Raw genomic sequence first — 24,861 nt, 5'->3', positions numbered from 1 at the left:
TTTTCTTATTTGGAGCCTGCTGTGACAGACCAGCCTGCTATCGAACTTGTCGGCATCGACAAGAAATTCGGCGCCGTTCACGCCAACAAGGACATCAACCTGACCGTTGCCAAGGGTTCGATCCATGGCATTATCGGGGAAAACGGCGCTGGCAAATCGACCCTGATGTCCATCATCTACGGTTTTTACCAGGCCGACAGCGGCGAGATCCGCGTCAACGGCCAGCCCATCACCATCAGGGACAGCCAGGCGGCCATCGCTGCCGGCATCGGCATGGTGCACCAGCATTTCATGCTGGTCGATAATTTCACCGTCCTCGAAAACATCATGCTCGGTGCCGAAGGCGGCGCGCTGCTGGCCAAGGGCGTGGCATCGGCCCGCGCCGAACTCAAGCGGCTGGAAACCGAGTACGGCCTGGAGGTCAACCCGGACGCGCTGATCGAGCAGCTCCCGGTCGGCCTGCAGCAGCGTGTTGAAATCCTGAAAGCCATGTATCGCGGCGCCGAGATCCTGATCCTCGATGAGCCGACGGGTGTACTGACCCCGGCCGAGGCCGATCACCTGTTCCGCATCCTCGGCGTGCTGCGCGACGAGGGCAAGACCGTTGTCCTCATCACCCACAAGCTGCGCGAGATCATGGCGATCACCGACACTGTCTCCGTCATGCGCCGCGGCGAGATGGTCGCCACCCGCAAGACCAGCGAGACCACGGTCGAAGAGCTTGCCGAACTCATGGTTGGCCGCCGTGTTCTGCTGCGCGTCCAGAAGGGCGAGGCAAAGCCTGCCGATGTCATGCTTTCCGTCCGCAACCTGACGGTCAAGGACAACAGAGGCGTGACTATGGTCGACAACGTCTCCTTCGATGTCCGCGCCGGCGAGATCGTCGGCATTGCCGGTGTCGCCGGCAATGGCCAGTCGGAACTGCTGGAAGCGATCGCCGGCATCCGCAAGCCCGCCTCCGGCGAAATCCTGCTCGACGGCCAGGCCATCGACAAGGCCGATCCGGCCCGTCTTCGCGAGCTTGGCCTCGCCCATATTCCCGAAGACCGCCACCATATGGGCCTCGTCCTGAAATTCGAAGAATATGAAAATGCCGTGCTCGGTTATCACCGCCGGCCGGCCTACAGTCGTGGCCCGCTGCTCGATCTCGAAGCCATCCGCAAGGATGCCATGGAGAAGATCGAGAAATACGATATTCGCCCGCCGAACCCGCGGCTGAAGACGGCGAATTTTTCCGGCGGCAACCAGCAGAAGATCGTCGTCGCCCGCGAGATCGAGCGCGATCCGAAGATGCTGATCATCGGCCAGCCGACCCGCGGCGTCGATATCGGCGCCATCGAATTCATCCATCGCCGGATTATCGAGATGCGCGATGCGGGCAAGGCCATCCTGCTCGTTTCCGTCGAGCTCGACGAAATCCGCGCCCTTTCAGACCGTATCCTTGTCATGTTCGCCGGCCACGTCGTCGGCGAGAAGACGCCCGATGCCGGTGAACAGACCCTCGGCCTGATGATGGCCGGCATTGCCGCGTGAGGCCTCGATGAGCACTGCTTCCGTAACACTACCGAGATGGATCAATTACGGTCTGATCCCTCTATTGAATCTGATCGTCGCCTTCCTGATCTCCGGCTTCGTCGTCTGGCTGATCGGCGAGAGCCCGCTGGCGGCGCTTTCGCTGCTCATCGAAGGTGCCTTCGGCAGCGGCGAGGGCATCGGCTTCACGCTCTATTACGCAACGAGCTTCATCTTCACCGGCCTTTCGGTTGCCGTCGCCATCCATGCCGGCCTCTTCAACATCGGCTCGGAAGGCCAGGCCTATATCGGCGGCCTTGGCTGTGCGCTGGTGGCGCTGGCGCTCGACAATTATGTGCCCTGGTATGTGACGATGCCGATCGCCGTTATCGGCGCCGGCCTTTTCGGCGCTGCCTGGGCCTTCATTCCCGCCTTTCTTCAGGCCAAGCGCGGCAGCCACATCGTCATCACGACGATCATGTTCAATTATATCGCCGCCGCCCTCATGGTCTATCTGCTGGTGCACGTGCTGATCGTGCCGGGCAAGATGGCGCCGGAAACCCGCACCTTCCTCGAAGGCGGACAACTTCCGAAGCTCGGCTGGGTCATGACGATGTTCGGAGCCAAGCTCGGTGCGGCCCCGTTCAACGTCTCCTTCATCATCGCGCTGTTTGCCGCCTGGTTCGTCTGGGTGCTGGTCTGGCGCAGCAAGCTCGGCTTTGACATGCGCACGCTGGGCATCAGCCCGACAGCTGCCGCCTATGCCGGCACGCCCCATGCGCGCACCATCATCATCGCCATGCTGCTCTCTGGCGCGCTTGCCGGCATGATGGCGCTGAACCCGGTCATGGGCTCGTCGGCCCGTCTGCAGGTGGAATTCGTCGGTGGCGCTGGCTTCGTCGGCATCGCCGTATCGCTGATGGGACGAAACCACCCGCTCGGTATTATCTTCGCCGCGATCCTTTTCGGCGTCCTTTATCAGGGCGGCGACTGGATTTCTTTCGAAATGCCCAACATCACCCGCGAGATGATCCTTGTCATTCAGGGTCTGGTGATCCTGTTTGCCGGCGCGCTGGAATATATGTTCCGCCCGGCGATGGCGCTCATCTACCAGCAGTTCAAGCGAGCCTGAGGAACAGACGATGGAATATTATGAAGTTTTCATCAATGTTCTGAGCTCGACGATCCGGCTCTCCATTCCGCTGATCTTCACCGCACTTGCCGGCCTGTTTTCCGAGCGCGCCGGCATTTTCGACATCGGTCTAGAAGGCAAGATGCTGGGCTCGGCCTTCGCCGCCGCCTGCATCGCCTATCTCACCGGCTCGGCCTGGGCAGGCCTCGGTGCCGGCGTGGTCTGCTCGGTGGCGTTGAGCCTCGTGCATGGCTTTGCCTCGATCACCAATCGCGGCAACCAGATCATCTCGGGGGTCGCCATCAACTTCTTCATCGCCGGTATCACCATCGTGCTCGGCCAGGCCTGGTTCGGGCAGGGCGGCCGCACACCGCAACTGGCACCCGACGCCCGTTTCGCGCCGATCATACTCCCCGGTGCCGATGCCATCCGTGAGGTGCCGATCATCGGCCCGCTCTATGCCGGCGTGATCTCCGGCAACAATATCCTCACCTACCTTGCCTTCCTCGCCGTGCCCTTCTCCTGGTGGGTGCTCTACCGCACGCGTTTTGGCCTGCGTCTTCGCGCCGTCGGTGAAAATCCGGGAGCGGTGGATACGGCAGGCATTTCCGTCTCCTGGCTGCGTTACCGCGCCGTCATGTGCGCCGGCATCCTCTGCGGCTTTGCCGGCACCTACCTGGCGATCGCCCAATCGGCTGCCTTCATCAAGGACATGTCGGCGGGCAAGGGCTATATCGCGCTCGCCGCTCTCGTCTTCGCCAAGTGGAGGCCGGTGCCTGTCATGTTCGCCTGCCTGCTTTTCGGCTTCCTCGATGCGCTGGCGAATTTCATGCAGGGCAAACAGGTGCCGCTGATCGGCGAAGTACCGGTACAGGTTTTCCAGGCTCTGCCCTATATCCTGACCTGTGTTCTGCTCGCCGGCTTCATCGGCGTTGCAATTCCGCCGAAGGCCGGCGGCGTGCCCTATGTGAAGGAGCGTTGATATGTCTCACGACCTGTTCGAAGCCGCCCGCGGCGCCATGGCCTTCGCGCATGCTCCTTATTCCAAGTTTCCCGTCGGCGCGGCAATCCGCGCCGAGGATGGCAAAGTCTATACCGGCGCCAATATCGAAAACCTCTCCTTCCCGCAGGGCTGGTGCGCCGAGCCGACGGCAATCAGCGCCATGATCATGGGTGGCGCCAAGAAGATCGTCGAAATGGCCGTCATCGCCGAAAAACTGCCGCTCTGCCCGCCCTGCGGCGGCTGCCGGCAGAAGATCTCGGAATTCGCCTCCAAGGACACGAAGATCTATCTTTGCGACGAAGCCGGCGTGAAGAAGACCATGACCATGGAAGAGCTTCTTCCCTTCAGTTTTGAGACGGAACTCGGATGATCGCGACCATCGATCTGCTCGCGGCTCTGCTCGGCGGGCTCAAACCGCGCTACGGCATCGTGCTCGGCTCGGGCCTCGGCTCGCTGGTCAGTGAGCTCACCGATGTCGTGCGTATTCCCTACAAGGATCTGCCGGGTTTTCCGGTCAGCGCCGTCTCCGGCCATGCCGGAGAGGTCGTCGCCGGTCATCTCGGCTCGGTGCCGGTCATCATGCTCTCCGGCCGTGTTCACTATTATGAAAAGGGCGATGCCAACGCCATGCGCCTGCCGATCGAGGTTCTGCAGGCGCTCGGCGTCGAGGCCCTGATTCTCACCAATTCGGCGGGTTCGCTGAAAGAGGACATACCGCCCGGTTCGGTCATGCAGATTGCCGATCACATCAATTATTCCGGCATGAATCCGCTGATCGGGCAAGAGAGCGACCACCGTTTCGTCGGCATGACCAATGCTTATGACGCCGAGCTTTCGGCTGCCATGCGAGATGCAGCAAAGACGCTTGATATCCCGCTCGCAAGCGGCGTCTACATGTGGTTCTCGGGCCCAAGCTTCGAGACGCCGGCCGAAATCCGCATGGCCCGTGTTCTCGGTGCCGATGCAGTCGGCATGTCGACTGTGCCTGAAGTCATCATTGCAAGAATGCTGGGCTTGAGGGTTGCGGCTGCCTCCGTAATCACCAACTATGGGGCTGGCATGACCGGAGACGAGCTCAGCCACGAGGAAACCAAGGACATGGCGCCGGTTGGCGGTGCCCGTCTTGCCGCTATACTCAAAGAAATGATTGCCGGAAACTGATTGCCGGTGGAGGAAGCGAATATGAATAGCCATTCCAGCCGCGAAACGGCAGCTGTCGCCCTTTCCCTTCTCGATCTTACCAATCTGAAGGACGACTGCACCCAGGAGCAGATCGATACGCTTTGCGCCCGCGCGCAGACACCCTATGGCAACAGTGCCGCAATCTGCATCTGGCCGCGTTTCGTCGCCCATGCCCGCATCCTGCTCGGCAAGGGCCACCCGGTCCGTATCGCGACCGTCGTCAATTTTCCCTCCGGCGACATGGAAATCGCTGATGTCGCCGCCGAAACGCGTGAGGCGATCGCCGATGGCGCCGATGAGATCGATCTCGTCATCCCCTATCGCAAGCTGATGGCAGGCAACGAGAAGGCCGTTACCGATATGGTCGCGGCCGTGCGCGCCGAGTGCGTTGCACCCGTGCTCCTGAAGGTCATCATCGAGACCGGCGAGCTGAAGGATGCCGCCCTCATCCGCCGTGCCTCGGAACTGGCGATCGAAGCGGGCGCCGATTTCATCAAGACCTCTACCGGCAAAGTTGCCGTCAACGCGACGCTGGAAGCAGCCGACATCATGATCCGCGCGATCAGAGAGAGCGGCCGCAAGGTGGGTTTCAAGCCGGCTGGCGGCATATCGACCGTTGCGGATGCTGCCCTTTATCTGAGCCTTGCGGAAACCATCATGACGCCGGACTGGGCGATGCCCTCCACGTTCCGTTTCGGTGCCTCCGGCCTGCTCGACAATATCCTCTCCGTGCTCAGCGGCACGGAGCCGAAGCCGGCGGCAGCCTCGAGCTATTGAGATGATCCCGCAGGAGATCATCCGCCAGAAGCGCAACGGCGCCGAACTGCCGACCGATGATATCGACGCCTTTATCGCAGCCCTGGCTGCCGGCAATCTGTCGGAAGGCCAAATCGGCGCCTTTGCCATGGCGGTCTGGTTCAAGGGCATGTCACGCACCGAGACCGTCGCGCTGACGCTTGCCATGGCGCGCTCCGGCGACATGCTCTCCTGGGAGGGCATCGATCGGCCAGTCGCGGACAAGCATTCGACCGGGGGAGTGGGCGACAACGTCTCGCTGGTGCTCGCCCCGATCGCTGCCGCCTGCGGTCTGGCCGTGCCGATGATTTCCGGCCGCGGCCTCGGTCATACCGGGGGAACGCTGGACAAGCTCGAATCCATTCCGGGCTATACGATCAACCCGGATGCCGCTCTCTTCCGCAAAGTGGTGAAGGAGGTCGGCTGCGCCATCATCGGCCCGACGGGTGCCTTGGCGCCGGCCGATGGCCGGCTCTATGCCGTGCGCGATGTGACGGCGACCGTCGATTCCATCCCGCTGATAACCGCCTCGATCCTGTCGAAGAAGCTTGCAGCCGGCCTTCAGACATTGGTGCTCGACGTCAAGACAGGTAACGGCGCCTTCATGGCCGATCCGGAGCAGGCAATCGTGCTGGCGCATTCGCTGGTCGAAGTAGCAAATGGCGCGGGCGTGAAGACATCTGCGCTGATCACGGACATGAACCAGCCGCTTGCCGATAGCGCCGGCAATGCCGTGGAAGTGCGCAACTGCCTCGATTTCCTGGCAGGTCGAAAGACCGGTACCCGCCTTGAAACCGTGGTGCTTGCCTTTGCCGCCGAGATGCTCGTGCAGTCGGGTATTGCGGGCTCGCTTATGGAGGCGGAGGGCAGGGCACAGGATGCTCTCTCTTCCGGCAAGGCTGCGGAGATCTTCGCGCGCATGGTGCATATGCTCGGCGGCCCGGCCGATCTTCTGGAACGGCCGGATGCCTATCTGCGTAAGGCACCGATCGAGCGGCCTGTTGCGGCATCGCGCACCGGCTGGCTCGCGGCCTGCGACGCCCGCGATGTGGGCGTGAGCGTGATCGACCTTGGCGGCGGGCGACGCCATCCGGCTGACAGGATCGACCACAGTGTCGGCTTCACCGGTCTGCTGCCGCTTGGAACGCGTGTGAATGAGGGCGATCCGATAGCGCTCGTTCACGCTGCCGACGAGGCTTCGGCCGAAGGGGCCGTCGTCGCACTTGCCGCAAACTATCGCATTGCCGACGAGAAGCCGGAACTTCCCCCTGTCATCGCCGGCCGTATCTGATCAGGAAAGGCTCTACTGCTTGAGGCTGAGTGAGCCGTCGGCGACGGAGTAGGAGGCAAGCTTCTGCAGGAAGCTCATGCCGACCAGCGTGCCGCTCAGCGCCTCGTCCTTCAGCACGAAGGCTTCGACGCTGCGAACGCGAATGCCGCCGATTTCCACGCGGTCGAGCATCACATGCGCTGCCTTGGTCTGGCCGTTTGCCGTATTGACGGCATAGCGGAAATCGAGTTGGTTGCCGGAAAAGCCGAGCCTGCGGGCGAGGCTTTCGTTCAGCGCGACATAGGTGGCGCCGGTATCGATCAGCCCCTGTACCGGCTTGCCGTTGATCCTGAAATTGCCGGTATAGTGGCCCTGAGCATCGGCCTGCAGGCGGATCATGCCGCCATCGGCGATCGTGGCCGACGTATCGGGTGCACTATCTTCGGTCGAGACGAAATTTGCGGAGATCGTATTGCCGGGCTGCTGCGTCGTGCGGGTGAGCAGAGAAGGCACTTGTGTCGCCAGCGCAGCCGCGATGCTGGCAAATATGACGGTACGCATGAGCATGAAACAGAAATCCTTCCTGTATAAACCCCGCCTCATGCGGGACCTCACGCTTCAAGCAGCTAAGCCATAAGTGCTGAAAAGTTGCTAACGGCGACACAAAAAAGGCCCGGAACGAACCGCCGGGCCTTGGAAGGTTTTCGAATTGGTAAAGGAAGCTGAAACTATTTGGTGCCGTACATCCGGTCGCCGGCATCGCCGAGACCGGGCACGATATAGCCCTTCTCGTTCAGATGGCTGTCGATCGCCGCCGTGAAGACCGGAACGTCGGGGTGGGCGGTACGGAAGTTCTTGATACCCTCGGGAGCGGCCAGCAGGCAGAGGAAGCGGATATTGTGTGCTCCGCGCTCCTTCAGCTTGTCGATGGCCGCAATCGAGGAGTTGCCGGTCGCAAGCATCGGGTCGACCACGATGATCAGGCGCTCGGCGACATCCTCGGGCGCCTTGAAGTAATATTCGACGGGCTGCAGCGTTTCATGGTCGCGATAGACGCCGATATGGGAAACACGGGCGGACGGCACGAGATCGAGCATGCCTTCCAGAAGACCGTTGCCGGCGCGCAGGATGGAGGCGAAAACCAGCTTCTTGCCTTCGAGGATCGGCGACTGCATCTGCTGGATCGGCGTTTCGATCGTCTCCATCGTCAGCTCCAGATCGCGGGTGACCTCATAACAAAGCAATGTCGAGATCTCGCGCAACAGCCGGCGGAAGCTGCCTGTCGAGGTTTCCTTGCGCCGCATGATGGTGAGTTTGTGCTGCACGAGCGGATGATCGATGACTGTGACGCCGTCCATAGGGAAACCTTCCAATTCTTTGTTCTTATCGGCTGTTTCTTTCATGGAAATCGTCTCCTCTGCAAGAGCGGAGGCGAATTCGCCTGGAGCATTAACAACCCCGCGCCGTTAAAGACGGGCAAGCAACGCCTGGCGGGTCTCTTCGTCGACGAAGGCTGCCTCGATGGCCGTTCGCGTCATAGCATTGATTTCAGCGTCACTGAAGGCGAAGGCCTCCGAGGCAAGCTCGTATTCCCGCTTGAGCGATGTGTGGAAAAATGGCGGATCGTCAGAGCTGATCGTCACCTTCACGCCCGCATCTCTCAGTCTGCCCAACGGGTGCGAGACGAAATCCGGAAAAACCTTGAGCGCGATATTCGAGCCGGGGCAGACCTCCAGTACCGTGCCGAGGTCTGCAAGCCGCTTGACGAGTTCGGCATCCTCGATTGCCCGCACACCGTGGCCGATACGCGAAGGGCGCACCTCATCCAATGCGTCCGAAACGCTGAAGGCGCCGCAAACTTCACCGGCATGGATGGTAAGGCCGAGCCCCGCATCGCGGGCGATGTCGAAGGCGCGCGCATAATCGGCAACGCGACCCATCCGCTCCTCGCCGGCGAGATTGAAGCCGGTGATCAGCGGGTTATTGGCCTTTGCCGCATATTCCGCAGCGCCGATCACGCTTTCCGGACCGAAATGCCGTTCCCCGGTCACGATCAGCCGCGCCTCGATGCCGCTTTTTGCCTTCGCCCGGCGGATGCCTTCGCAAACACCTGATATATAGGCGTCCGCACCGAGGCCGATGCGCTTGCCGTGGTCGGGCGAAACGATGAGCTCGCTGTAGATCGTACCGATGCCGGCAAGTTCTTCCAGATAGGTTTCCGTCAGCAGCGCGTAGTCTTCCTCGGTCTTGTAGACCTCGGAAACCTTGTCGTAACATTTGAGAAAGCTCGCGAAATCATGCCAGACATAGGCGCCGCCCTGCAGATGAGCGCTGATGTCGATGTTGTATTTGCGCGCTTGAGCCTCGGTCAGATCAGGGGGAGCAGCGCCCTCCAGATGGCAGTGCAGCTCGACCTTCCTCAAATGCGATGTCACAGAATACTCCTCCCATACTGTCCCGAGGGAATACCGAGATGCCGCGCAACGCTCTCGCCGATATCGGCATAGGTCCGGCGTATGCCGACCGAGCGCGATCTGATGCCGGGACCGTAGGCGATAACAGGCACGCGCTCGCGCGTATGGTCGGTGCCGCGCCAGGTCGGGTCGCAGCCGTGATCGGCGGTCAGGATCACGAGGTCGCCGGCCCGCAGCTTCCGGTGAACTTCCGTCAGGCGCGCGTCGAAGGCTTCGAGGGCTGCCGCATAACCCGGCACGTCGCGGCGATGGCCATACAGCATGTCGAAATCGACGAAATTGGTGAAGACGAGATCGCCGTCCTCCGCCTCGTCTATTGCAGCAAGGGAAGCATCCATCAGGGCATCGTTACCGTTAGCCTTGATGACCCGTGAAACGCCGTGATGGGCGAAGATATCGCCGATCTTGCCGATGGCGTGCACATTGCGGCCATGCTGGACGAGCCGGTCGAGCAGCGTCGGTTCTGGCGGCGGCACCGAGAAGTCGCGACGGTTGCCGGTTCTCTGGAAGGTCGCGGCGCTTTGGCCAATGAAGGGGCGCGCGATGACGCGGCCGATATTGTAGGGATCGAGAAGGCTGCGGGCGATCTGGCAGAAGTTGAGCAGGCGGTCGAGGCCGAAATAGACCTCATGAGCGGCCACCTGGAACACGGAATCCGAGGAAGTGTAGCAGATCGGCTTGCCGCTGAGCATATGCTCTTCGCCGTAACGGGCGATGATCTCGGTTCCCGAGGCATGGCAGTTGCCGAGAATGCCGGGCACATCAGCTGCGCGGCAGAGCGCGTCGACCAATTCCTGCGGAAAGGCATCGCCCTTATCAGGAAAATAGCCCCAATCGAAGGTAACAGGCGTTCCGGCGATTTCCCAGTGACCTGATGGCGTGTCCTTGCCGCGCGAGGTTTCGTTGGCAGCGCCATAGAGGCCGTAGATCTTGTCCGGCAACGGCATGCCGGCGGGAAACTGGCCGGAGGCCGCCCGCGCAATATGCAGCAGCCCGAGCGCCGACATGTTCGGGAGTGCAAGGGGGCCGGAACGCAGGCCGGCTCGGTCGCCAGCACCTGCCGCACAGAATTCGGCGATATGGCCGAGCGTATCGGCGCCTTCATCGCCATAGGCTGCCGCATCCGGCGCTCCGCCGACACCGAAGGAATCCAGAACGAAGAGAAAGGCACGCGCCATTTTTCACCCGTATTAACTGCTGTCGTCAGCGTATGGCTGGAACGATCCGACTGGCGCACAGCCATATAATGACGGGAACCGCTTGGCAAATTTGAGGTGTGGAACTTAAAGTTTGGCAGGCGGATCCGAAGGATCGCGACACGCTTTAGCAATCGCCGCAGGGAATATTGTCGTTTTGCCGCTGGCGATAGAAATAGCTGCGGCTGATCGTGATGGTGCGCGTCTCCGCCGGCAAGAAGCTGGGAGCAAAGACGAGCAGCGTATAGGGCGTGCTGAGCTCGGTGCGGATGAGGAAGCTGTTTGCCTTCTTCATTTCCGTCGGCACATCGGAAACCGCGCTGTTCTTGGCATAGGGTGCTGCACCGCTTGGGGCCCAGGACCAAAGAACCGTGGGATTGGCGCTGCCGTCGATCTGGATTGCCGTGACCTTCAATGAGAGACCGGAACTGTCATAAGGCGCAAAGATCGCCGGGGCGGCTTTGGCGATATCTGTGAGCGAGCTTTTGGTAACGCTCTGCTGCTGGGTAATGATATCGGCGATCGAGCCGGCGGCACGTGTCGTGCGCTTGCTGATGTTGAGCCCGAGCGTGATCTCGAATGCGCCGAGATAGAGCATGATCAGAACCGGGAAGATGATTGCAAACTCGATGGCGCCCACGCCCTTCCGGTCGCGTACGAAGCGCCGCGCCGTCGAGGCCAGCGACATGAGAAGTCCGCGACGCGCCATTATGGATATTGCTCATTCTGGAAAGCCGCCGCCGCGACGATCAGATATTCGCTCGGCATGGAACTGCCGACTGGGCGAAGGCCGGTGACATAAGGACGGACGAGATCGACGATGATGGACCAGCGATAATAGGCCCGCACCATGTTGATCGAACCGGGGCCGCCGGGCGTGAACTTGAAGTCTGAGATCTTTAGATCGGAGTATTTATCTGAAGACACTCGGGGGATCGTCGTCGGGATCGAGGCAAAGGTCGTGAAGCTCCGCACATCCAGATAGAGCTTGCCGGGTGTCGCCGCCTCCGTCGCCGAGCAGCGGATGATGATCGAGATCTCGTCGCAGAAGGCCTGCCGGAACTGCGTCTGCGTAAAAGAGCCGGGACGTGTGGGATCGAATGTGATCTGCCCCGTCCGTATCTGACGGCTCATCGTGTCGACGGCGTTCGAGACGAGTTGCTCCGCCGCAAAGGCGATGAAGGTTTCCAGGATGGCGAATATGACGATGAAATAGGGAATGGCCAGCAGCGCAAACTCGATCGCGGCGGAGCCGTCACGCGAGCGGGCCAGGGCGCGAAGTCTGGATAAACGGAGGGACGCACGCACCTTGCCCGTCTCCTGCTCACTGATCGCCATAGTCTGGCCCCGAAAATGTTCTTCGGGCGCCACACTAAGGCGCGTTCGTTGATATTCCGTTTCAGGCCGGAGCAACTATTTTAACGAATAGGCGTGAGCTGAGCGTATATTGATCAGTTTCCGGAAGCCGCTCCACCCTGCTGTGAATGCTGTTCGCAATTGGGCGTGCAGGAAAGAACCGAGCGCTCCGTCTGGCGAAAGACGCGCACTGTGTTGCCTTCATCGATGGAGACGAGAATGCGTTCGTCCAGAATGGCGTTTCCATCGATATCGAGCAGCACGATATTGGTCGTGCCGAAGGCGCGGCCCGTCAATACGATTGTCTTGGCGTCGGCGACAGTCGCATCGGCAACCTTGGAATTGCCGACGATGACCTTGCTGACCGGCCGGTCGAGCTTCAGGACGCGCGCGTGATCCATATAGACGCGCAGCATGTCTTCCTGGGCGGAGGCCGCGGATGCCGTAAGAGCCGCAATCACCCAGGCAAAGAAAACGGTCTTGCCGTTCGATGGCATTTTGGCCCTCTTTCACGATCGTAATGCTAATTGCAGATAGAATGGAAAAAAATGGTGAACGAAGCTTTAAGCTCTCCATGTCATGTTCATGAGTGAGGCGCTCTGGATTGTTTCGGTACGCTTCGATGAGGCATGAAATCGACGGGCAGCAGAAATTCGTGCCATTTCTGGATGGCTTGAAAGCTATTGTGCCACTTTGCTCCCGGAATTCCTTAGAAATGCAAGCAATGCCGTAAGGAGTTACTTACCCTGACTGGGCCGGTTGTCTCGTTTACACCTTGTTAACGTATTTCATTAAGTCGATGGAAACGGCCATTCGCTAGGTTGCAGCCATCCGATCAACGGCAACAGTTGGCGGACGTGCTGAACATCAACTGGAGTTAGAGGTAACCATGACCAAGCTTTTTAGCCGTTTTCTGAAGGATGAATCCGGCGCGACCGCAATCGAATACGGCCTGATCGCCGCCCTCATTTCCGTAGCCCTCGTTGCTGGCGCCACCACGCTCGGCGGCAAGATTGGCGACACGTTCAACAACCTTGGCGGCCAGATGGAGGCCGCTGCCACCAAGGCCAAGCTCCCTACTACTCCGGCACCGCAGGAATAAGGTTTGCCACAAGGCATGCTGTAGGTAAGGGCTGGATTTGATCTGGCCGACACGTGGAGCGGGCTCACAGCTGAACGGCGGTGAGCCTTTTCGACTCCTGCATGATCGGGTGAGAATATGATAGCAGCTGCAGTTTTTGTGATACTGCCACTCTGCCTCGCCATGGCGGCATTCTCGGATCTGTTCACCATGACGATCCCGAACCGCGTTTCCTTGATCCTCATTGCCTCGTTCTTCATCCTGGCCCCGTTATCCGGCCTCGGATGGGGTGTGATCGGCATGCATCTTGCCGGCGCAGCCGTCGTCTTTTGCGTCTGCTTTGCTCTCTTTGCCCTCAACGTTATGGGTGGTGGAGACGCCAAGCTTTTGAGTGCGACCGCACTCTGGTTCGGCTTCAGCTCATCTCTTCTTTTCCTGATGGCCGATGTTGGGATGATCGGCGGTCTCCTGACTTTGCTGATTTTGTTGGTCAGGTCGCAATCCAACATCATCCTCGCTATCGGCCTGCCTGTTCCCAATTCGCTCCTGCTGGCCAAGAAGATCCCCTATGGCATTGCCATCGCGATCGGCGGCTTCATGGCCTTTCCGTCCTCGCCGCTGTTCATCGCAGCACTGGAAAGCCTGAAATGACGGCATTTTAATCGGTCGTTAACTTAAAATGTAAGTGTTCCATTAACTATAATTACACCAATTCCTGAGCATTCTGCGGGGCGAACGCGTTGTGCCCTAAGGAATGATCGATGAAGCCGGCCCGCCTTATTATTTTAGCTGTCGCCGTGGTGGCAGCCGGCCTTGCCGGTCTTCTTGCGATGAACATGGCCGGTAGTGGCGGTGTCGTAACGAAAGTCCAATCCGTCATCGAGAAGGAGCCGACTGTTAACGTCCTGGTCTCCAGCGCCAATCTTCCTGTCGGCGCGCGGCTGGATGAGAACGCCGTCCACTGGATGGCCTGGCCCCAGAATGGCATTGTCCAGGGCTTCATTACCGAGACCGATCGGCCGGACGCGATCAAGGATCTGCAGGGCGCCGTCGTGCGCTTGCCCGTCTTCGAGGGCGAACCCATCCGCCCGGAAAAGGTCGCCGATTCCAACAGCCGTATCCTGTCCTCGCTGCTGCCAGCCGGCAAGCGCGCCGTGGCGACAGAGATTTCCGTCGCGACTGGTGCGGGCGGCTTCATCCTCCCCAATGATCGCGTCGACGTCAACATGGTGCGCAAAGGGCAGGGCACGGACAAATACATAACCGAAACCGTGCTGAGCAATGTCCGTGTTCTCGCCATCGACCAGCAGATCGAGGAAAAGGAAGACGGCACCAAGGCAGCGGTCGGCACGACAGCAACGCTGGAACTGACTCCCGACCAGACCAAGGTTCTGGCCGTCGCCCAGCAGATGGCCGATCGCCTTTCGCTTGCCTTGCGCTCCGTCGCCGATGCGCGGGAGCAGGACACCAGCGCGGCAGATTATCTGCTCAGCGGCGATAACGGCAGCGCACTCATCCAAGTCATCAAGTCCGGCTCCATCGTCACGGATGCCACCGGCTCAGTGAAGCCGGAGTAAGGGAAATGCAGATGGGCAACTCAACACAGCGCACCAGGCTTTTCCTGACCGGCTGCCTTTCCCTGGCAATGGCAGCGACAGGCGTTGCGCCGCTCTCCTTCGTCGCATCCTCGGGCGTCGAACAAGCCAATGCCGCGTCGGAAAGCCTCATCCGCATATCGCAGGGTGGCCCCGGCGCGCATCGCCGCGTGAAGCTCGGTCTCAACAAGGCCGTCGTCGTCGATCTGCCTGATGACGCGCACGATATTCTCGTTTCCGACCCGGTTATGGCCGATGCCGTGACCCGTACCTCGCGGCGCATCTACCTGTTCGGCAAGAAGGTCGGACAGACCAATATTTTCGTATTCGGCGCCAGCGGCGAAGAGGTCGTCAGCCTCGATGTCGAGATCGAGCGCGACGTCTCCGGTCTCGAGACCAATCTGCGCCGCTTCATCCCGGATTCCGCCATCAAGGTCGAGATCGTTTCCGACAATATCGTGCTGACCGGTACCGTTCGTACACCTCAGGATGCCACCCAGGCAGCAGCGCTCGCCAAGGCCTTCCTGAAAGGCGGTGAGGCCACGACGCGCACGGAAAGTATTTCCGGCAGCGGTGGAGACAATTCGGTTGCGCTGTTTAACGAAGGCCGTCAGGAGTCCCAGGTCGTCAACCTCCTGAAGATCGAGGGCGAAGACCAAGTCACGCTCAAGGTCACGATCGCCGAGGTCCGCCGTGAAGTCTTGAAACAGCTTGGCTTCGACAATCTCGTCACCAATTCCTCGGGCATGACAGTCGCCCAGCTCGGCAGCCCGTCCGCCGATAGCGCCACATCCGTCGTTGGCGGCGGCCTCGCCGCACTCTTCAAGAACTCGATCGGCAAGTATGATATTTCGACCTATCTGAATGCGCTGGAACAGGGCAAGGTCGTCCGCACGCTGGCCGAACCCACGTTGACGGCGATTTCCGGCCAGGCTGCGACTTTCAATTCCGGCGGTCAGGTTCTTTACTCGACGACAGACAATAACGGCAACGTCACCGTCGTTCCCTATGACTACGGCATCAATCTGGCCTTCAAGCCGCTGGTCCTTTCATCCGGCCGCATCAGCCTGCAGATCAACACAAACGTCTCGGAGCCGGCGCCGTCGGTATCGGGTGCTGCGCCGACCTATCAGCGCCGCTCGGCACAGACCTCGGTCGAGCTTCCCTCGGGTGGCTCGATCGCTCTTGCGGGCCTCATCCGCGACAACATCTCCCAGACGATGAACGGGACACCCGGCGTCTCGAAAATCCCGCTTCTCGGCACGCTCTTCCGCCAGAAGGGGGTCGAACGCCAGGAAACGGAACTCGTCATCATCGCGACGCCCTATCTGGTGCGTCCGGTGGCGCGCAATCAGCTTAACAGGCCGGATGACAATTTCAGCCCGACGAATGATGCGTCCGCCTTCTTCATGAACCGCGTCAACAAGGTTTACGGCAGCTCTCAGGCGCCTGTTGCCGATGCGCAGTTCCACGGTTCCATCGGATTTATCTACAAATGAGCGGGGCACGGTCTGAACCGATGAAAACGAACAGAGATCAGGCGATGGTCCATTGGAGCCCGAAACATTCCCGCACGACGAAGCCTCTGCTCGTGGCTGCATCACTCGCCGTTGCAATTCTTTCCGGCTGCGCCGGCCCGCGTGATCAGCTGACGACCGGCGGTATTCCCGATGACTACCGGGAGCGCCATCCCATCGTCGTGACAGAAGCCGAACAGACGGTTGATATTCCCGTTGCCTCCAGCGATCGCCGCCTGACGATCGCCCAGCGCGAGTTGATCCGCGGCTTTGCGCAAAACTACGTGTCACGCGCGTCTGGCCCCGTCTACATCCTGTCTCCCGAGGGGTCGGCGAATGCAGGAGCGGCCCGCGCCCTGCGCAGCCAGGTTCGTGCCGAACTTGCTTCGCGTGGCATTGCCAGCAACAAGATCATCAATACGTCTTATGCGGCAACCGGCGTTCTCGACGCCGCGCCGATACGCTTGAGCTTCACTGGCACGACGGCGGTAACGACCCAGTGCGGCCAATGGCCGAAGGATATCTCGGCAGATTTCACCAACCAGAATTACTACAATTTCGGCTGTGCCTCGCAGAACAACCTCGCCGCCCAGGTCGCCAATCCGGGAGATTTCGTCGCTCCCCGCGGCATGACCCCGATCGACGCAGAGCAGCGTAACGAGGTGATCAAGGAATACCGCGGGACAGAAGAATGAGCACCGTCGATTACGAGATCAAGAACACCAGCGAGCTCCGCCATGCCGAAGAGGCGATGCGCATGGGCGAGTTGGAAAACATGCGGCCGCTGCCGCGCATCTCCGTTCATGCCTTTTGCGAAAGCGAGGGGTTGCAGCGGGTCATGGAACGCTGTGCCAATGACCGGCGCATGTCGAAGGTCAGCCTGCGCATCACCAGCGGCGGCACGGCTGCCGCCGCAAACATGTTCTCAGGCGCACCGACGCCGAACCTGATCATCCTTGAAACCAGGGCGAACCCGGCCAACCTGCTTGCCGAGCTCGCACCGCTCGCCTACGTCTGCGATCCCTCGACCAAGGTCATCATCGTCGGCTACTACAACGATATCGGTCTCTACCGCGATCTGATCCGCAACGGCATTTCCGAATATATCGTCCAACCCGTCGCCATGCCCGACATCATGGGGGCGATGGCGGCGATTTTCGTCGATCCGGAAGCCGAGCCGCTTGGCCGCTCCATCGCCTTCATTGGCGCCAAGGGCGGGGTCGGGGCCTCGACGATCGCCCATAATTGCGCCTTCGGCATCTCCAACCTGTTCTCGACCGAGACGATCCTGGCCGATCTCGACCTGCCCTATGGCACGGCGAACATCGATTTCGATCAGGATCCGGCCCAGGGCATTGCCGAGGCCGTCTTTGCGCCGGAGCGGCTTGACGAGGTTTTCCTCGATCGCCTGCTGACCAAGTGCTCGGAGCATCTTTCACTGCTGGCCGCTCCCTCGCTTCTCGACCGCGCCTATGATTTCGAGGGCCAAGCCTTCCAGCCGGTGATGGATGTGCTGCAGCGCAGCGCGCCTGTAACGGTGCTCGACGTTCCGCATGCCTGGTCGGACTGGACCCGTACGGTACTGTCAAGCGCCGACGAAGTGGTTATCTGCGCGGTTCCCGATCTCGCCAACCTGCGCAACACCAAGAACATGCTTGATGCGCTCCGTAAGATACGCCCGAACGACAAGGTGCCGCATCTCATTCTCAATCAGGTCGGTATGCCGAAGCGGCCGGAAATCTCGGTTTCCGATTTCTGCGAGCCGCTGGAAGTCGAACCGATTGCCATCATTCCCTTCGATATCGCCCTCTTCGGAAACGCCGCCAACAGTGGCCGGATGATTTCGGAGGTCGATCCGAAATCTCCGACGTCGGAGACTTTTTCGCAGATCTCGCACATCGTCACCGGTCGCGTGGCAATCAAGAAATCCAGGAAGGGCGGCCTTCTCGGCCTTCTGAAGCGTAAGTGAACGAGTAGAATTGGATCGGATCAATGTTCGGAAAACGCGGAAATGAAGGTTTCGGAAAGGCCGGTGTCGGCGGTGTCGCCGCTCCACCGCCGCCGATGCCGGCTGCCGCCCCGGCAGCCTCATCCGGTCCCGCAGTGCTCGTCGAGCCGTCGCGCGAGCCTGTCCGCCAGCAGGTGGCGCCGCCGCCGATGCAGACGCCGCAGCGCAAGCGCCCCGCCCGCACGGACGAATATTACGATACCAAGGCGCAGGTTTTTTCCGCGCTGATCGATACGATCGACCTCTCGCAGCTTTCCAAGCTGGACGGCGAAAGCGCGCGCGAGGAAATCCGCGATATCGTCAACGATATCATCACCATCAAGAATTTTGCGATGTCGATCTCCGAGCAGGAGGAACTGCTCGAGGATATCTGCAATGACGTGCTGGGCTACGGTCCGCTGGAGCCGCTGCTGGCGCGCGACGACATTGCCGACATCATGGTCAACGGTGCGGGTCAGACCTTCATCGAAGTCGGCGGCAAGACTATCGAATCCGAAATCCGCTTCCGCGACAATTCGCAGCTTCTTTCGATCTGCCAGCGCATCGTCAGCCAGGTCGGCCGTCGTGTCGATGAATCGAGCCCGATCTGCGACGCGCGCCTGCCTGACGGCTCACGTGTCAACGTCATTGCGCCACCGCTTTCCATCGATGGCCCGGCACTCACCATCCGCAAATTCAAGAAGGACAAGCTGACGCTTGATCAGCTGGTGCGCTTCGGCGCGATCACGCCCGAAGGCGCGACCATCCTGCAGATCATCGGCCGCGTCCGCTGCAACATCATCATCTCCGGCGGTACGGGTTCCGGCAAGACCACGCTTCTGAACTGCCTGACGAACTACATCGACCGCGACGAGCGCGTTATCACCTGCGAGGATACGGCCGAACTGCAGCTCCAGCAACCGCATGTCGTGCGTCTCGAAACCCGCCCGCCGAACATCGAAGGCGAGGGCGAGATCACCATGCGCGATCTGGTCAAGAACTGCCTGCGCATGCGTCCCGAACGCATCATCGTCGGCGAAGTGCGCGGACCGGAGGTTTTCGACCTCCTGCAGGCCATGAACACCGGCCACGATGGCTCCATGGGCACGATCCACGCCAACAACCCACGCGAATGCTTGAGCCGTATGGAATCGATGATCGCCATGGGTGGCTTCACCTTGCCCGCAAAGACCGTGCGCGAGATCATCTCCTCCTCGATTGATGTCATCATCCAGGCGCAGCGCCTGCGCGACGGTTCGCGTCGCATCACCCAGATCACCGAGGTGGTCGGGATGGAAGGTGACGTCATCATCACCCAGGACCTGATGCGCTACGAGATCGAAGGCGAGGACGCCAGCGGTCGTCTGATTGGCCGCCATATGTCCGCCGGTATCGGCAAGCCGCATTTCTGGGATCGCGCCCGCTATTACAACGAAGAAAAACGCCTCGCCGCCGCGCTCGACGAGATGGAATCGAAATCGAAGGATTGAGATGTTCGGCATCGATCCGACAGTGCTGGCAATTGTCGTTCTCGCAGCCGTTGCGGCGGCCGCGGTAAGCTATGCCGTATTGTTCTCTCGTATCGAGAGCGACAAGAAATCGGCAAGCCGCATCAACCGCGTCAAATCGGCCGAACTCGATCGTACCAAGGTCAAGGCCGCCCGCGACCGTGTGCAGGAACTGTCGAAGCGCCGCAAATCGATGCAGGACAGCCTGAAGGATCTCGAAAAGCGGCAGCACGAAAAGACCAAGAAGACACTGTCGCTGAAATCCCGCCTGGTGCAGGCGGGACTGCCGATCACGCCCGTCCGTTTCTATCTTTTCAGCGCGCTCTTCGCGTTTGTGCTGCTGGTCGTGCTTTTCATCGTCGGCGCATCGACACCGATCATGCTTGGCGTGCCCGTGGCCGCAGGGCTTGGTCTGCCGCGCTGGGTGCTGGGCTTCCTCGTCTCGCGCCGCCAGAACAAGTTCCTCGATGAATTTCCGAATGCGCTCGACGTCATCGTCCGCTCCATCCGCTCCGGCCTCCCGCTGAACGATGCGATCCGCCTCGTTGCGACCGAGGGGGTCGAGCCCGTCAAGGGCGAATTCCGCCGTATCGTCGAATCGCAGCAGGTGGGTCTCAGCGTGCCCGAAGCCTGTGCCCGCATGACCAATCAGATGCCGTTGCAGGAGGTCAATTTCTTCGCGATCGTCATCGCCATCCAGTCGCAGGCCGGCGGCAACCTGTCGGAAGCGATCGGCAATCTCTCCAAGGTGCTGCGCGACCGCAAGAAGATGAAGGCCAAGGTGAAGGCGCTGTCGATGGAAGCCAAGGCATCTGCCGTCATCATCGGCGCCCTTCCATTCATCGTTGCCACGCTCGTCTACCTGACGTCGCCGCAATACATGATGATCCTGTTCACCGATCCGCGCGGCCACTTCATCATGGGCTTTTCGGCGGTCTGGATGTCGATCGGCATCTTCGTGATGCGCAATATGATCAACTTCGATATCTAGCGGGAGCAAAGCAGCATGTCGCAGGAACTCGCCGCAACATTGACCGACCCCGCCATGATCGTCGCGGTGCTCGTCGCCATCGCCGTCTTTGCCACCTTCTACACGCTTGCCGTTCCCTTTTTCGAGCGCGGCGATCTCAACAAGCGCATGAAGGCTGTCTCGACCGAGCGCGAGCAGATCCGCGCCCGCGAGCGCGCCCGTATGAATGCCGACGTCGGCGGCAAGGCCACGCTCAGAAGCCAGAACAACCGGCCCGTCCGCCAGATCGTCGAGCGTTTCAACCTGCGTAAGGCGCTCGTCGACGACAACACGATGAACAAGCTGCGCGCAGCTGGCTTTCGCTCGGAAAACGCGTTGAACACCTTCCTCGTCGCGCGCTTTCTTCTGCCGTTTCTCTTCCTGGCCGTTGCCGCATTCTGGATGTTCGGACTCGGCAACCTTGCGGAGAAGGGCCTGCCGATACGGGTCTTCATCGTCATCGGCATCGCCTATATCGGCTTCTATGCACCGAATATCTATATCTCCAACCGTATGGGCAAGCGTCAGCTATCCATCAAGCGCGCCTGGCCGGACGCGCTGGACATGATGCTGATTTGCGTGGAATCGGGCATTTCCATCGAAGCGGCCATGCGTCGCGTCTCCGAAGAGCTCGGCGAACAATCGCCACCGCTTGCCGAAGAAATGGTGCTGACGACCGCTGAGCTCTCCTTCCTGCCGGATCGCCGCGCCGCACTCGAGAATCTCGCAACCCGCACCCAGATCGATCTCGTTCGTTCGGTCACCCAGGCGCTGATGCAGGCGGACCGCTACGGTACGCCCATTGCGACGGCGCTGCGCGTGCTTGCGCAGGAAGGCCGCGACGAACGTATGAACGAGGCGGAAAAGAAGGCTGCTGCCCTGCCACCGAAGCTGACCGTTCCGATGATCCTCTTCTTCCTGCCGGTATTGATCGCCGTCATCCTTGGTCCCGCCGGCATCCAGGTTGCCGACAGGTTCTGACGCTTGCCGCCGTCAAGAGATCCGATGACCCCGCTTTTCCGCGTGACTGGCGAAACGGATGGCGACCCATCGATAAGGGCGGAACTTCGCGCCACCCGCTTGGCAACCCTTGATCACATGAGCAATACCGGCAAAACTATACAGCGGTTTTGCGTCTGGAATTGTGTGAAAATGGAGTTTTGCCATGTCCTCTCTGGGCATCTTTATCAGCATCATCAGCGCTTTGATGATCGGCGCTATGAGCCCCGGTCCGAGTTTCGTCGTCGTCTCGCGGATTGCCATTTCCCGTTCCCGCTTTGACGGACTTGCCGCTGCACTCGGCATGGGCATCGGCGGCGTGACCTTCGCTATCCTTGCGCTTGCCGGCTTGACGGCGCTGCTTTCACAATTCGAGTGGCTCTATCTGGTGTTGAAGATCGCTGGCGGAGCCTACCTGCTCTACATCGCCTTCGCGATCTGGAAGGGAGCAAGCGAGCCGCTTGTATTGTCGGGCGATGTCGCCGGCAAAAGCGTGCCGGCACGCAGTTTTACGGCTGCTCTGTTGACGCAGTTGAGCAATCCGAAGACGATTGTTGTCTACGCCAGCATCTTTGCAGCACTGCTGCCCAAAACCGTGCCGGCGGAGCTTTTGCTGGCGCTGCCGGTGGGCGTCTTCCTGGTGGAGGCGGGATGGTATGCGATTGTGGCATTTGCCTTCTCGGCCCATCATCCGCGAAAGCTCTATATCGCCGCCAAGGTCTGGATCGACAGGGCGGCAGGCGCTGTCATGGCCGGCCTTGGCCTGCGTCTCATCCTCTCGGGACTGAGCAGCAAATAGGTCAGTTGGTACTGGCGGCGGCAGACGACGTCGTGTCTTTTGCCGCGAGCTTCTGCCAGGAATTCTGCTGGGAAAGCATGCCGCGCAGATAGGCGACATTCGCATCGGCCTGCTGCGGCGAAAGCTCGCGCCGCGCAATCTGCTCTGCCTCGGGGAATCTGCCCTGCAGGCCGACGACGAGGGCGAGGTTCTGGCGCACGCGGCTGTCGGCGGAAGGCTGGCCGGCGGCCGAGCGCAGATAGGTTTCCGCCGTGCGCAGATCGCCCGTCAGAAGATAGGACATGCCGAGGTTGGAAAGGATCGACGGCTCGTTCGGCTGAATATCGAGCGCATCGCGGTAGCGCTGGCGTGCGTCGCTTGGCTTGCCCATCTGATCGAGGATCGCGCCTTCCGCCGAGATCAGCCGCCAGTCGGGCCGATCGGGTGTCTGTGCCCTGCCGATCGTATCCAGCGCCTGCTGAAGCTGCCCCGCAGCGGCCTGCGCCTTGCCGTAGGCGGCAAGCACGTTGCGATCACTGGGATTGGCGATGGCAACCTGCTGCATGACGGCAAGCGCTTGCGCGTCGCGTCCGTTCATCCGCAGCAGATTGGCATAGTTTACGCCGTTGACGGGATCGCGCGGATTCTTCTCATAGGCCCGGCCGACGCGGTCGATGGCGGCCCGCAATTCGTTGGCATCCATCTGCTCGACTGGCCTGTCGAGTTTCGGGATCGAACCGGTTGTCATCCGATCCTTTGATGTCGTCGAGCAGCCGCCGAGGGCGAGCATGGCGAGAAGAGCCACGGTTCCCTGAAAAACACGCTTCTTATAAGGGGTAGAGGCCGAGAAGGGCATTGCGCGTTCCTGAATAAATCGGCGCCTGACCTCGAAGCGGAACAGGGAAAGGTTTGACGCAATCTTCGCTCCAGCAATAGTCTGTTAACCCTAACAGACCGTTAAGAAATGATTCTGCCCCGCCGCTTAAGGACAATCATGGCCCCCTTCCAGTTCATCGAAAGACCCACGCCTTTCAACACCAAGGGTGGGTCGACGCTGCCCATCTTCGCTGTCACGCCCGCCCATATCGAAACCGGCACGATCGATCCGATCGCGCTCGATTGGGCCGGCAAGGCCGGCTACAAGGCGGAAAGCGGCTCGGTGCTGCTGATCCCCACCGCCGAGGGTCACCTCGGCGGCGCGCTCTTCGGGCTCGGCAGTAATCCGTCGGAACAGCCTTTTATAACCGGCAAGCTAGCCCGCGCACTTCCGGCCGGCGACTGGCACATCGAGACCGCACCGCTGACGGCCAACCGCCTGGCGCTCGGCTTCGGTCTCGGCAGCTACCGCTTTGACCGCTACAAGTCTGAAAAATCCCCGGCTGCGACGCTGATGATCCCGCGCGATGCAGACGGCAACGAGATCAAGCGCCAGCTCGCCGGCGTCTTCCTCGCCCGCGACCTCATCAACACGCCGACCAACGACATGGGTCCGGAACAGCTCGAAGCCGCCTTCCGTGGCTTGGCCCAGCACTACAAGGCGGAGATGTCGGTCATCATTGGCGACGACCTGCTCAAGGAAAACTTCCCGCTCGTCCACACTGTCGGCCGCGCCAGCGCCGATGCGCCGCGCCTTCTGGAGCTGCGCTGGGGCAAGAAGGGCCACCGCAAGGTGACGCTGGTCGGCAAGGGCGTCTGCTTCGATACAGGCGGTCTCGACATCAAGCCGGCTTCCTCCATGCTGCTGATGAAGAAGGACATGGGCGGTGCCGCGAACGTCATGGGCTTGGCGCTCATGATCATGGATGCCAAGCTGAAGGTGGATTTGCGCGTCATCATCCCGGTCGTCGAGAATTCCATCTCGTCGAATGCCTTCCGCCCCGGCGATATCTACAAGAGCCGCAAGGGCCTGACGGTCCAGATCGACAATACCGATGCCGAAGGCCGCCTGATTCTGGCCGATGCGCTCGCTTATGCCGACGAGGAAGAACCCGATCTGCTGATCGACATGGCGACCCTGACGGGTGCCGCTCGCGTTGCCCTCGGCCCCGATCTGCCGCCCTTCTTCACCGATGATGCGATCCTCGCTCACGACTTGACGGAGGCAAGCCTCGAGACGGACGATCCGCTCTGGCGGCTGCCGCTTTACGCCGGCTACGAGAAGGACATCCGCACCAAGTTTGCCGATATCACCAATGCTCCGGCGGGCGGCATGGCCGGTGCGATCACCGCAGCACTCTTCCTGAAGCGCTTCGTCAGCAAAGCAAAGAGCTGGGCGCATTTCGATATCTACGGTTGGGCGCCGAACGAGCGCGCGCATTCGCCGGGTGGCGGTGAGGCGCAGGCCATCCGCGCGCTATACCATCACATTCGCCACAGCGTCCGCTGAGCCGATCGTTAAAATTTTATTCACCTTGCGAGGCGGCATTTTGTGCCGCCTCTTGCTTGCGCGTTGTAACTGCCGGAAAAT

26 protein-coding genes are annotated in these 24,861 nt (G+C 60.7%); 18 read left to right on the top strand and 8 right to left on the bottom strand.

What is annotated here, in order from left to right; translation table 11 throughout:
- Positions 1–21 precede the first annotated feature (21 nt).
- The 7 genes from ACR9ZQ_RS24910 to deoA are packed head-to-tail and all read left to right on the top strand — an operon-like array spanning position 22 to position 6,915.
- Positions 22–1,533, top strand: a complete 1,512-nt coding sequence (locus ACR9ZQ_RS24910; RefSeq protein ID WP_310379777.1) for an ABC transporter ATP-binding protein — start codon at positions 22–24, stop codon at positions 1,531–1,533.
- Between the two features lie 7 nt (positions 1,534–1,540).
- On the top strand, positions 1,541–2,644 hold the full coding sequence (locus ACR9ZQ_RS24905) for an ABC transporter permease (RefSeq protein WP_310379775.1): 1,104 nt from the start codon (positions 1,541–1,543) through the stop codon (positions 2,642–2,644).
- 10 nt (positions 2,645–2,654) lie between these two features.
- Positions 2,655–3,626, top strand: coding sequence for an ABC transporter permease (locus ACR9ZQ_RS24900; RefSeq protein ID WP_310379774.1), 972 nt, complete (start codon positions 2,655–2,657; stop codon positions 3,624–3,626).
- Position 3,627: 1 nt separating this feature from the next.
- The gene (locus ACR9ZQ_RS24895) at positions 3,628–4,017 is read left to right on the top strand and encodes a cytidine deaminase (protein ID WP_113181347.1); all 390 of its coding nucleotides are present in this window, start codon (positions 3,628–3,630) and stop codon (positions 4,015–4,017) included.
- Positions 4,014–4,808: a purine-nucleoside phosphorylase gene (locus ACR9ZQ_RS24890; RefSeq protein ID WP_310379771.1), complete on the top strand. Its 795-nt coding sequence runs from the start codon at positions 4,014–4,016 to the stop codon at positions 4,806–4,808. The genes ACR9ZQ_RS24895 and ACR9ZQ_RS24890 overlap by 4 nt, the downstream gene beginning before the upstream one ends.
- A gap of 21 nt (positions 4,809–4,829) precedes the next feature.
- Positions 4,830–5,606, top strand: coding sequence for a deoxyribose-phosphate aldolase (deoC, locus tag ACR9ZQ_RS24885; RefSeq protein ID WP_310379769.1), 777 nt, complete (start codon positions 4,830–4,832; stop codon positions 5,604–5,606).
- Between the two features lies 1 nt (position 5,607).
- Positions 5,608–6,915 carry a thymidine phosphorylase gene (gene deoA, locus ACR9ZQ_RS24880; RefSeq protein WP_481428961.1) on the top strand — a complete coding sequence of 436 codons (1,308 nt, stop codon included), beginning with the start codon at positions 5,608–5,610 and terminating at the stop codon, positions 6,913–6,915.
- Positions 6,916–6,927: 12 nt separating this feature from the next.
- Here deoA and ACR9ZQ_RS24875 read toward each other — a convergent pair whose 3' ends face one another.
- From ACR9ZQ_RS24875 to ACR9ZQ_RS24845, 7 genes are all read right to left on the bottom strand, one after another.
- The gene (locus ACR9ZQ_RS24875; protein WP_310379766.1) at positions 6,928–7,497 is read right to left on the bottom strand and encodes a TIGR02281 family clan AA aspartic protease; all 570 of its coding nucleotides are present in this window, start codon (positions 7,495–7,497) and stop codon (positions 6,928–6,930) included.
- Between the two features lie 125 nt (positions 7,498–7,622).
- Positions 7,623–8,252, bottom strand: a complete 630-nt coding sequence (gene upp / locus ACR9ZQ_RS24870) for a uracil phosphoribosyltransferase (RefSeq protein WP_183887651.1) — start codon at positions 8,250–8,252, stop codon at positions 7,623–7,625.
- 108 nt (positions 8,253–8,360) lie between these two features.
- Positions 8,361–9,329, bottom strand: coding sequence for an adenosine deaminase (locus ACR9ZQ_RS24865; protein ID WP_310379764.1), 969 nt, complete (start codon positions 9,327–9,329; stop codon positions 8,361–8,363).
- The gene (locus tag ACR9ZQ_RS24860; protein ID WP_481428960.1) at positions 9,326–10,546 is read right to left on the bottom strand and encodes a phosphopentomutase; all 1,221 of its coding nucleotides are present in this window, start codon (positions 10,544–10,546) and stop codon (positions 9,326–9,328) included. The genes ACR9ZQ_RS24865 and ACR9ZQ_RS24860 overlap by 4 nt, the downstream gene beginning before the upstream one ends.
- 145 nt (positions 10,547–10,691) lie before the next feature.
- Positions 10,692–11,273 carry a TadE/TadG family type IV pilus assembly protein gene (locus ACR9ZQ_RS24855; protein ID WP_310379760.1) on the bottom strand — a complete coding sequence of 194 codons (582 nt, stop codon included), beginning with the start codon at positions 11,271–11,273 and terminating at the stop codon, positions 10,692–10,694.
- Positions 11,273–11,902, bottom strand: coding sequence for a TadE/TadG family type IV pilus assembly protein (locus tag ACR9ZQ_RS24850; protein WP_481428959.1), 630 nt, complete (start codon positions 11,900–11,902; stop codon positions 11,273–11,275). Before ACR9ZQ_RS24850 ends, ACR9ZQ_RS24855 begins: the two co-directional genes overlap by 1 nt.
- 113 nt (positions 11,903–12,015) lie before the next feature.
- Entirely contained in the window at positions 12,016–12,417 is a 402-nt protein-coding gene (locus tag ACR9ZQ_RS24845; protein ID WP_310379756.1) for a pilus assembly protein N-terminal domain-containing protein, read from the bottom strand.
- Between the two features lie 392 nt (positions 12,418–12,809).
- Here ACR9ZQ_RS24845 and ACR9ZQ_RS24840 point away from each other — a divergent pair, with 392 nt between their 5' ends.
- The 10 genes from ACR9ZQ_RS24840 (at position 12,810) to ACR9ZQ_RS24795 (ending at position 22,415) form a co-directional block, all read left to right on the top strand.
- Complete coding sequence (locus ACR9ZQ_RS24840) at positions 12,810–13,022, top strand: Flp family type IVb pilin (protein ID WP_310379754.1); 213 nt, start codon at positions 12,810–12,812, stop codon at positions 13,020–13,022.
- A 117-nt stretch (positions 13,023–13,139) separates the two neighbouring features.
- Entirely contained in the window at positions 13,140–13,652 is a 513-nt protein-coding gene (locus tag ACR9ZQ_RS24835) for an A24 family peptidase (RefSeq protein ID WP_310379752.1), read from the top strand.
- 110 nt (positions 13,653–13,762) lie between these two features.
- Complete coding sequence (cpaB, locus tag ACR9ZQ_RS24830) at positions 13,763–14,578, top strand: Flp pilus assembly protein CpaB (protein ID WP_310379751.1); 816 nt, start codon at positions 13,763–13,765, stop codon at positions 14,576–14,578.
- Positions 14,579–14,583: 5 nt separating this feature from the next.
- Complete coding sequence (locus ACR9ZQ_RS24825; protein WP_405049682.1) at positions 14,584–16,095, top strand: type II and III secretion system protein family protein; 1,512 nt, start codon at positions 14,584–14,586, stop codon at positions 16,093–16,095.
- Positions 16,092–16,808 (top strand): CpaD family pilus assembly protein, encoded by a 717-nt coding sequence (locus ACR9ZQ_RS24820; protein WP_310379747.1) that lies wholly within the window; start codon positions 16,092–16,094, stop codon positions 16,806–16,808. Before ACR9ZQ_RS24825 ends, ACR9ZQ_RS24820 begins: the two co-directional genes overlap by 4 nt.
- Positions 16,805–18,082: a CpaE/TadZ family protein gene (locus ACR9ZQ_RS24815; RefSeq protein ID WP_481428958.1), complete on the top strand. Its 1,278-nt coding sequence runs from the start codon at positions 16,805–16,807 to the stop codon at positions 18,080–18,082. Before ACR9ZQ_RS24820 ends, ACR9ZQ_RS24815 begins: the two co-directional genes overlap by 4 nt.
- A gap of 23 nt (positions 18,083–18,105) precedes the next feature.
- Positions 18,106–19,590, top strand: a complete 1,485-nt coding sequence (locus ACR9ZQ_RS24810; RefSeq protein ID WP_310379743.1) for a TadA family conjugal transfer-associated ATPase — start codon at positions 18,106–18,108, stop codon at positions 19,588–19,590.
- Position 19,591: 1 nt separating this feature from the next.
- The gene (locus tag ACR9ZQ_RS24805; RefSeq protein WP_113320570.1) at positions 19,592–20,599 is read left to right on the top strand and encodes a type II secretion system F family protein; all 1,008 of its coding nucleotides are present in this window, start codon (positions 19,592–19,594) and stop codon (positions 20,597–20,599) included.
- A 15-nt stretch (positions 20,600–20,614) separates the two neighbouring features.
- Positions 20,615–21,598 carry a type II secretion system F family protein gene (locus ACR9ZQ_RS24800; protein ID WP_113320571.1) on the top strand — a complete coding sequence of 328 codons (984 nt, stop codon included), beginning with the start codon at positions 20,615–20,617 and terminating at the stop codon, positions 21,596–21,598.
- 184 nt (positions 21,599–21,782) lie between these two features.
- Positions 21,783–22,415 (top strand): LysE family translocator, encoded by a 633-nt coding sequence (locus ACR9ZQ_RS24795; RefSeq protein ID WP_037100579.1) that lies wholly within the window; start codon positions 21,783–21,785, stop codon positions 22,413–22,415.
- A 1-nt stretch (position 22,416) separates the two neighbouring features.
- On the opposite strand, the gene ACR9ZQ_RS24790 is transcribed toward ACR9ZQ_RS24795, so the two are convergent.
- Complete coding sequence (locus ACR9ZQ_RS24790) at positions 22,417–23,250, bottom strand: tetratricopeptide repeat protein (protein WP_113320572.1); 834 nt, start codon at positions 23,248–23,250, stop codon at positions 22,417–22,419.
- Between the two features lie 138 nt (positions 23,251–23,388).
- Here ACR9ZQ_RS24790 and ACR9ZQ_RS24785 point away from each other — a divergent pair, with 138 nt between their 5' ends.
- On the top strand, positions 23,389–24,780 hold the full coding sequence (locus ACR9ZQ_RS24785; RefSeq protein WP_310379737.1) for a leucyl aminopeptidase family protein: 1,392 nt from the start codon (positions 23,389–23,391) through the stop codon (positions 24,778–24,780).
- The last annotated feature ends 81 nt before the right edge of the window (positions 24,781–24,861 follow it).

Source organism: Rhizobium sp. KNZ14-9A (assembly GCF_056755015.1).
Note: the sequence above shows the minus strand (reverse complement) of the source record. Positions and strands in the feature narration are given on the sequence as shown.

Coding starts and splice junctions, on each gene's coding strand:
- upp (WP_183887651.1), bottom strand. CDS start 8,252: ATGGACGGCGTCACAGTCATCGATCATCCGCTCGTGCAGCACAAACTC.
- ACR9ZQ_RS24860 (WP_481428960.1), bottom strand. CDS start 10,546: ATGGCGCGTGCCTTTCTCTTCGTTCTGGATTCCTTCGGTGTCGGCGGA.
- ACR9ZQ_RS24850 (WP_481428959.1), bottom strand. CDS start 11,902: ATGGCGATCAGTGAGCAGGAGACGGGCAAGGTGCGTGCGTCCCTCCGT.
- ACR9ZQ_RS24875 (WP_310379766.1), bottom strand. CDS start 7,497: ATGAGGCGGGGTTTATACAGGAAGGATTTCTGTTTCATGCTCATGCGT.
- ACR9ZQ_RS24795 (WP_037100579.1), top strand. CDS start 21,783: ATGTCCTCTCTGGGCATCTTTATCAGCATCATCAGCGCTTTGATGATC.
- ACR9ZQ_RS24810 (WP_310379743.1), top strand. CDS start 18,106: ATGTTCGGAAAACGCGGAAATGAAGGTTTCGGAAAGGCCGGTGTCGGC.
- ACR9ZQ_RS24835 (WP_310379752.1), top strand. CDS start 13,140: ATGATAGCAGCTGCAGTTTTTGTGATACTGCCACTCTGCCTCGCCATG.
- ACR9ZQ_RS24900 (WP_310379774.1), top strand. CDS start 2,655: ATGGAATATTATGAAGTTTTCATCAATGTTCTGAGCTCGACGATCCGG.
- ACR9ZQ_RS24845 (WP_310379756.1), bottom strand. CDS start 12,417: ATGCCATCGAACGGCAAGACCGTTTTCTTTGCCTGGGTGATTGCGGCT.
- cpaB (WP_310379751.1), top strand. CDS start 13,763: ATGAAGCCGGCCCGCCTTATTATTTTAGCTGTCGCCGTGGTGGCAGCC.
- ACR9ZQ_RS24785 (WP_310379737.1), top strand. CDS start 23,389: ATGGCCCCCTTCCAGTTCATCGAAAGACCCACGCCTTTCAACACCAAG.
- deoC (WP_310379769.1), top strand. CDS start 4,830: ATGAATAGCCATTCCAGCCGCGAAACGGCAGCTGTCGCCCTTTCCCTT.
- ACR9ZQ_RS24840 (WP_310379754.1), top strand. CDS start 12,810: ATGACCAAGCTTTTTAGCCGTTTTCTGAAGGATGAATCCGGCGCGACC.
- ACR9ZQ_RS24855 (WP_310379760.1), bottom strand. CDS start 11,273: ATGGCGCGTCGCGGACTTCTCATGTCGCTGGCCTCGACGGCGCGGCGC.
- ACR9ZQ_RS24895 (WP_113181347.1), top strand. CDS start 3,628: ATGTCTCACGACCTGTTCGAAGCCGCCCGCGGCGCCATGGCCTTCGCG.
- ACR9ZQ_RS24890 (WP_310379771.1), top strand. CDS start 4,014: ATGATCGCGACCATCGATCTGCTCGCGGCTCTGCTCGGCGGGCTCAAA.
- ACR9ZQ_RS24820 (WP_310379747.1), top strand. CDS start 16,092: ATGAGCGGGGCACGGTCTGAACCGATGAAAACGAACAGAGATCAGGCG.
- deoA (WP_481428961.1), top strand. CDS start 5,608: ATGATCCCGCAGGAGATCATCCGCCAGAAGCGCAACGGCGCCGAACTG.
- ACR9ZQ_RS24790 (WP_113320572.1), bottom strand. CDS start 23,250: ATGCCCTTCTCGGCCTCTACCCCTTATAAGAAGCGTGTTTTTCAGGGA.
- ACR9ZQ_RS24815 (WP_481428958.1), top strand. CDS start 16,805: ATGAGCACCGTCGATTACGAGATCAAGAACACCAGCGAGCTCCGCCAT.
- ACR9ZQ_RS24800 (WP_113320571.1), top strand. CDS start 20,615: ATGTCGCAGGAACTCGCCGCAACATTGACCGACCCCGCCATGATCGTC.
- ACR9ZQ_RS24805 (WP_113320570.1), top strand. CDS start 19,592: ATGTTCGGCATCGATCCGACAGTGCTGGCAATTGTCGTTCTCGCAGCC.
- ACR9ZQ_RS24825 (WP_405049682.1), top strand. CDS start 14,584: ATGCAGATGGGCAACTCAACACAGCGCACCAGGCTTTTCCTGACCGGC.
- ACR9ZQ_RS24905 (WP_310379775.1), top strand. CDS start 1,541: ATGAGCACTGCTTCCGTAACACTACCGAGATGGATCAATTACGGTCTG.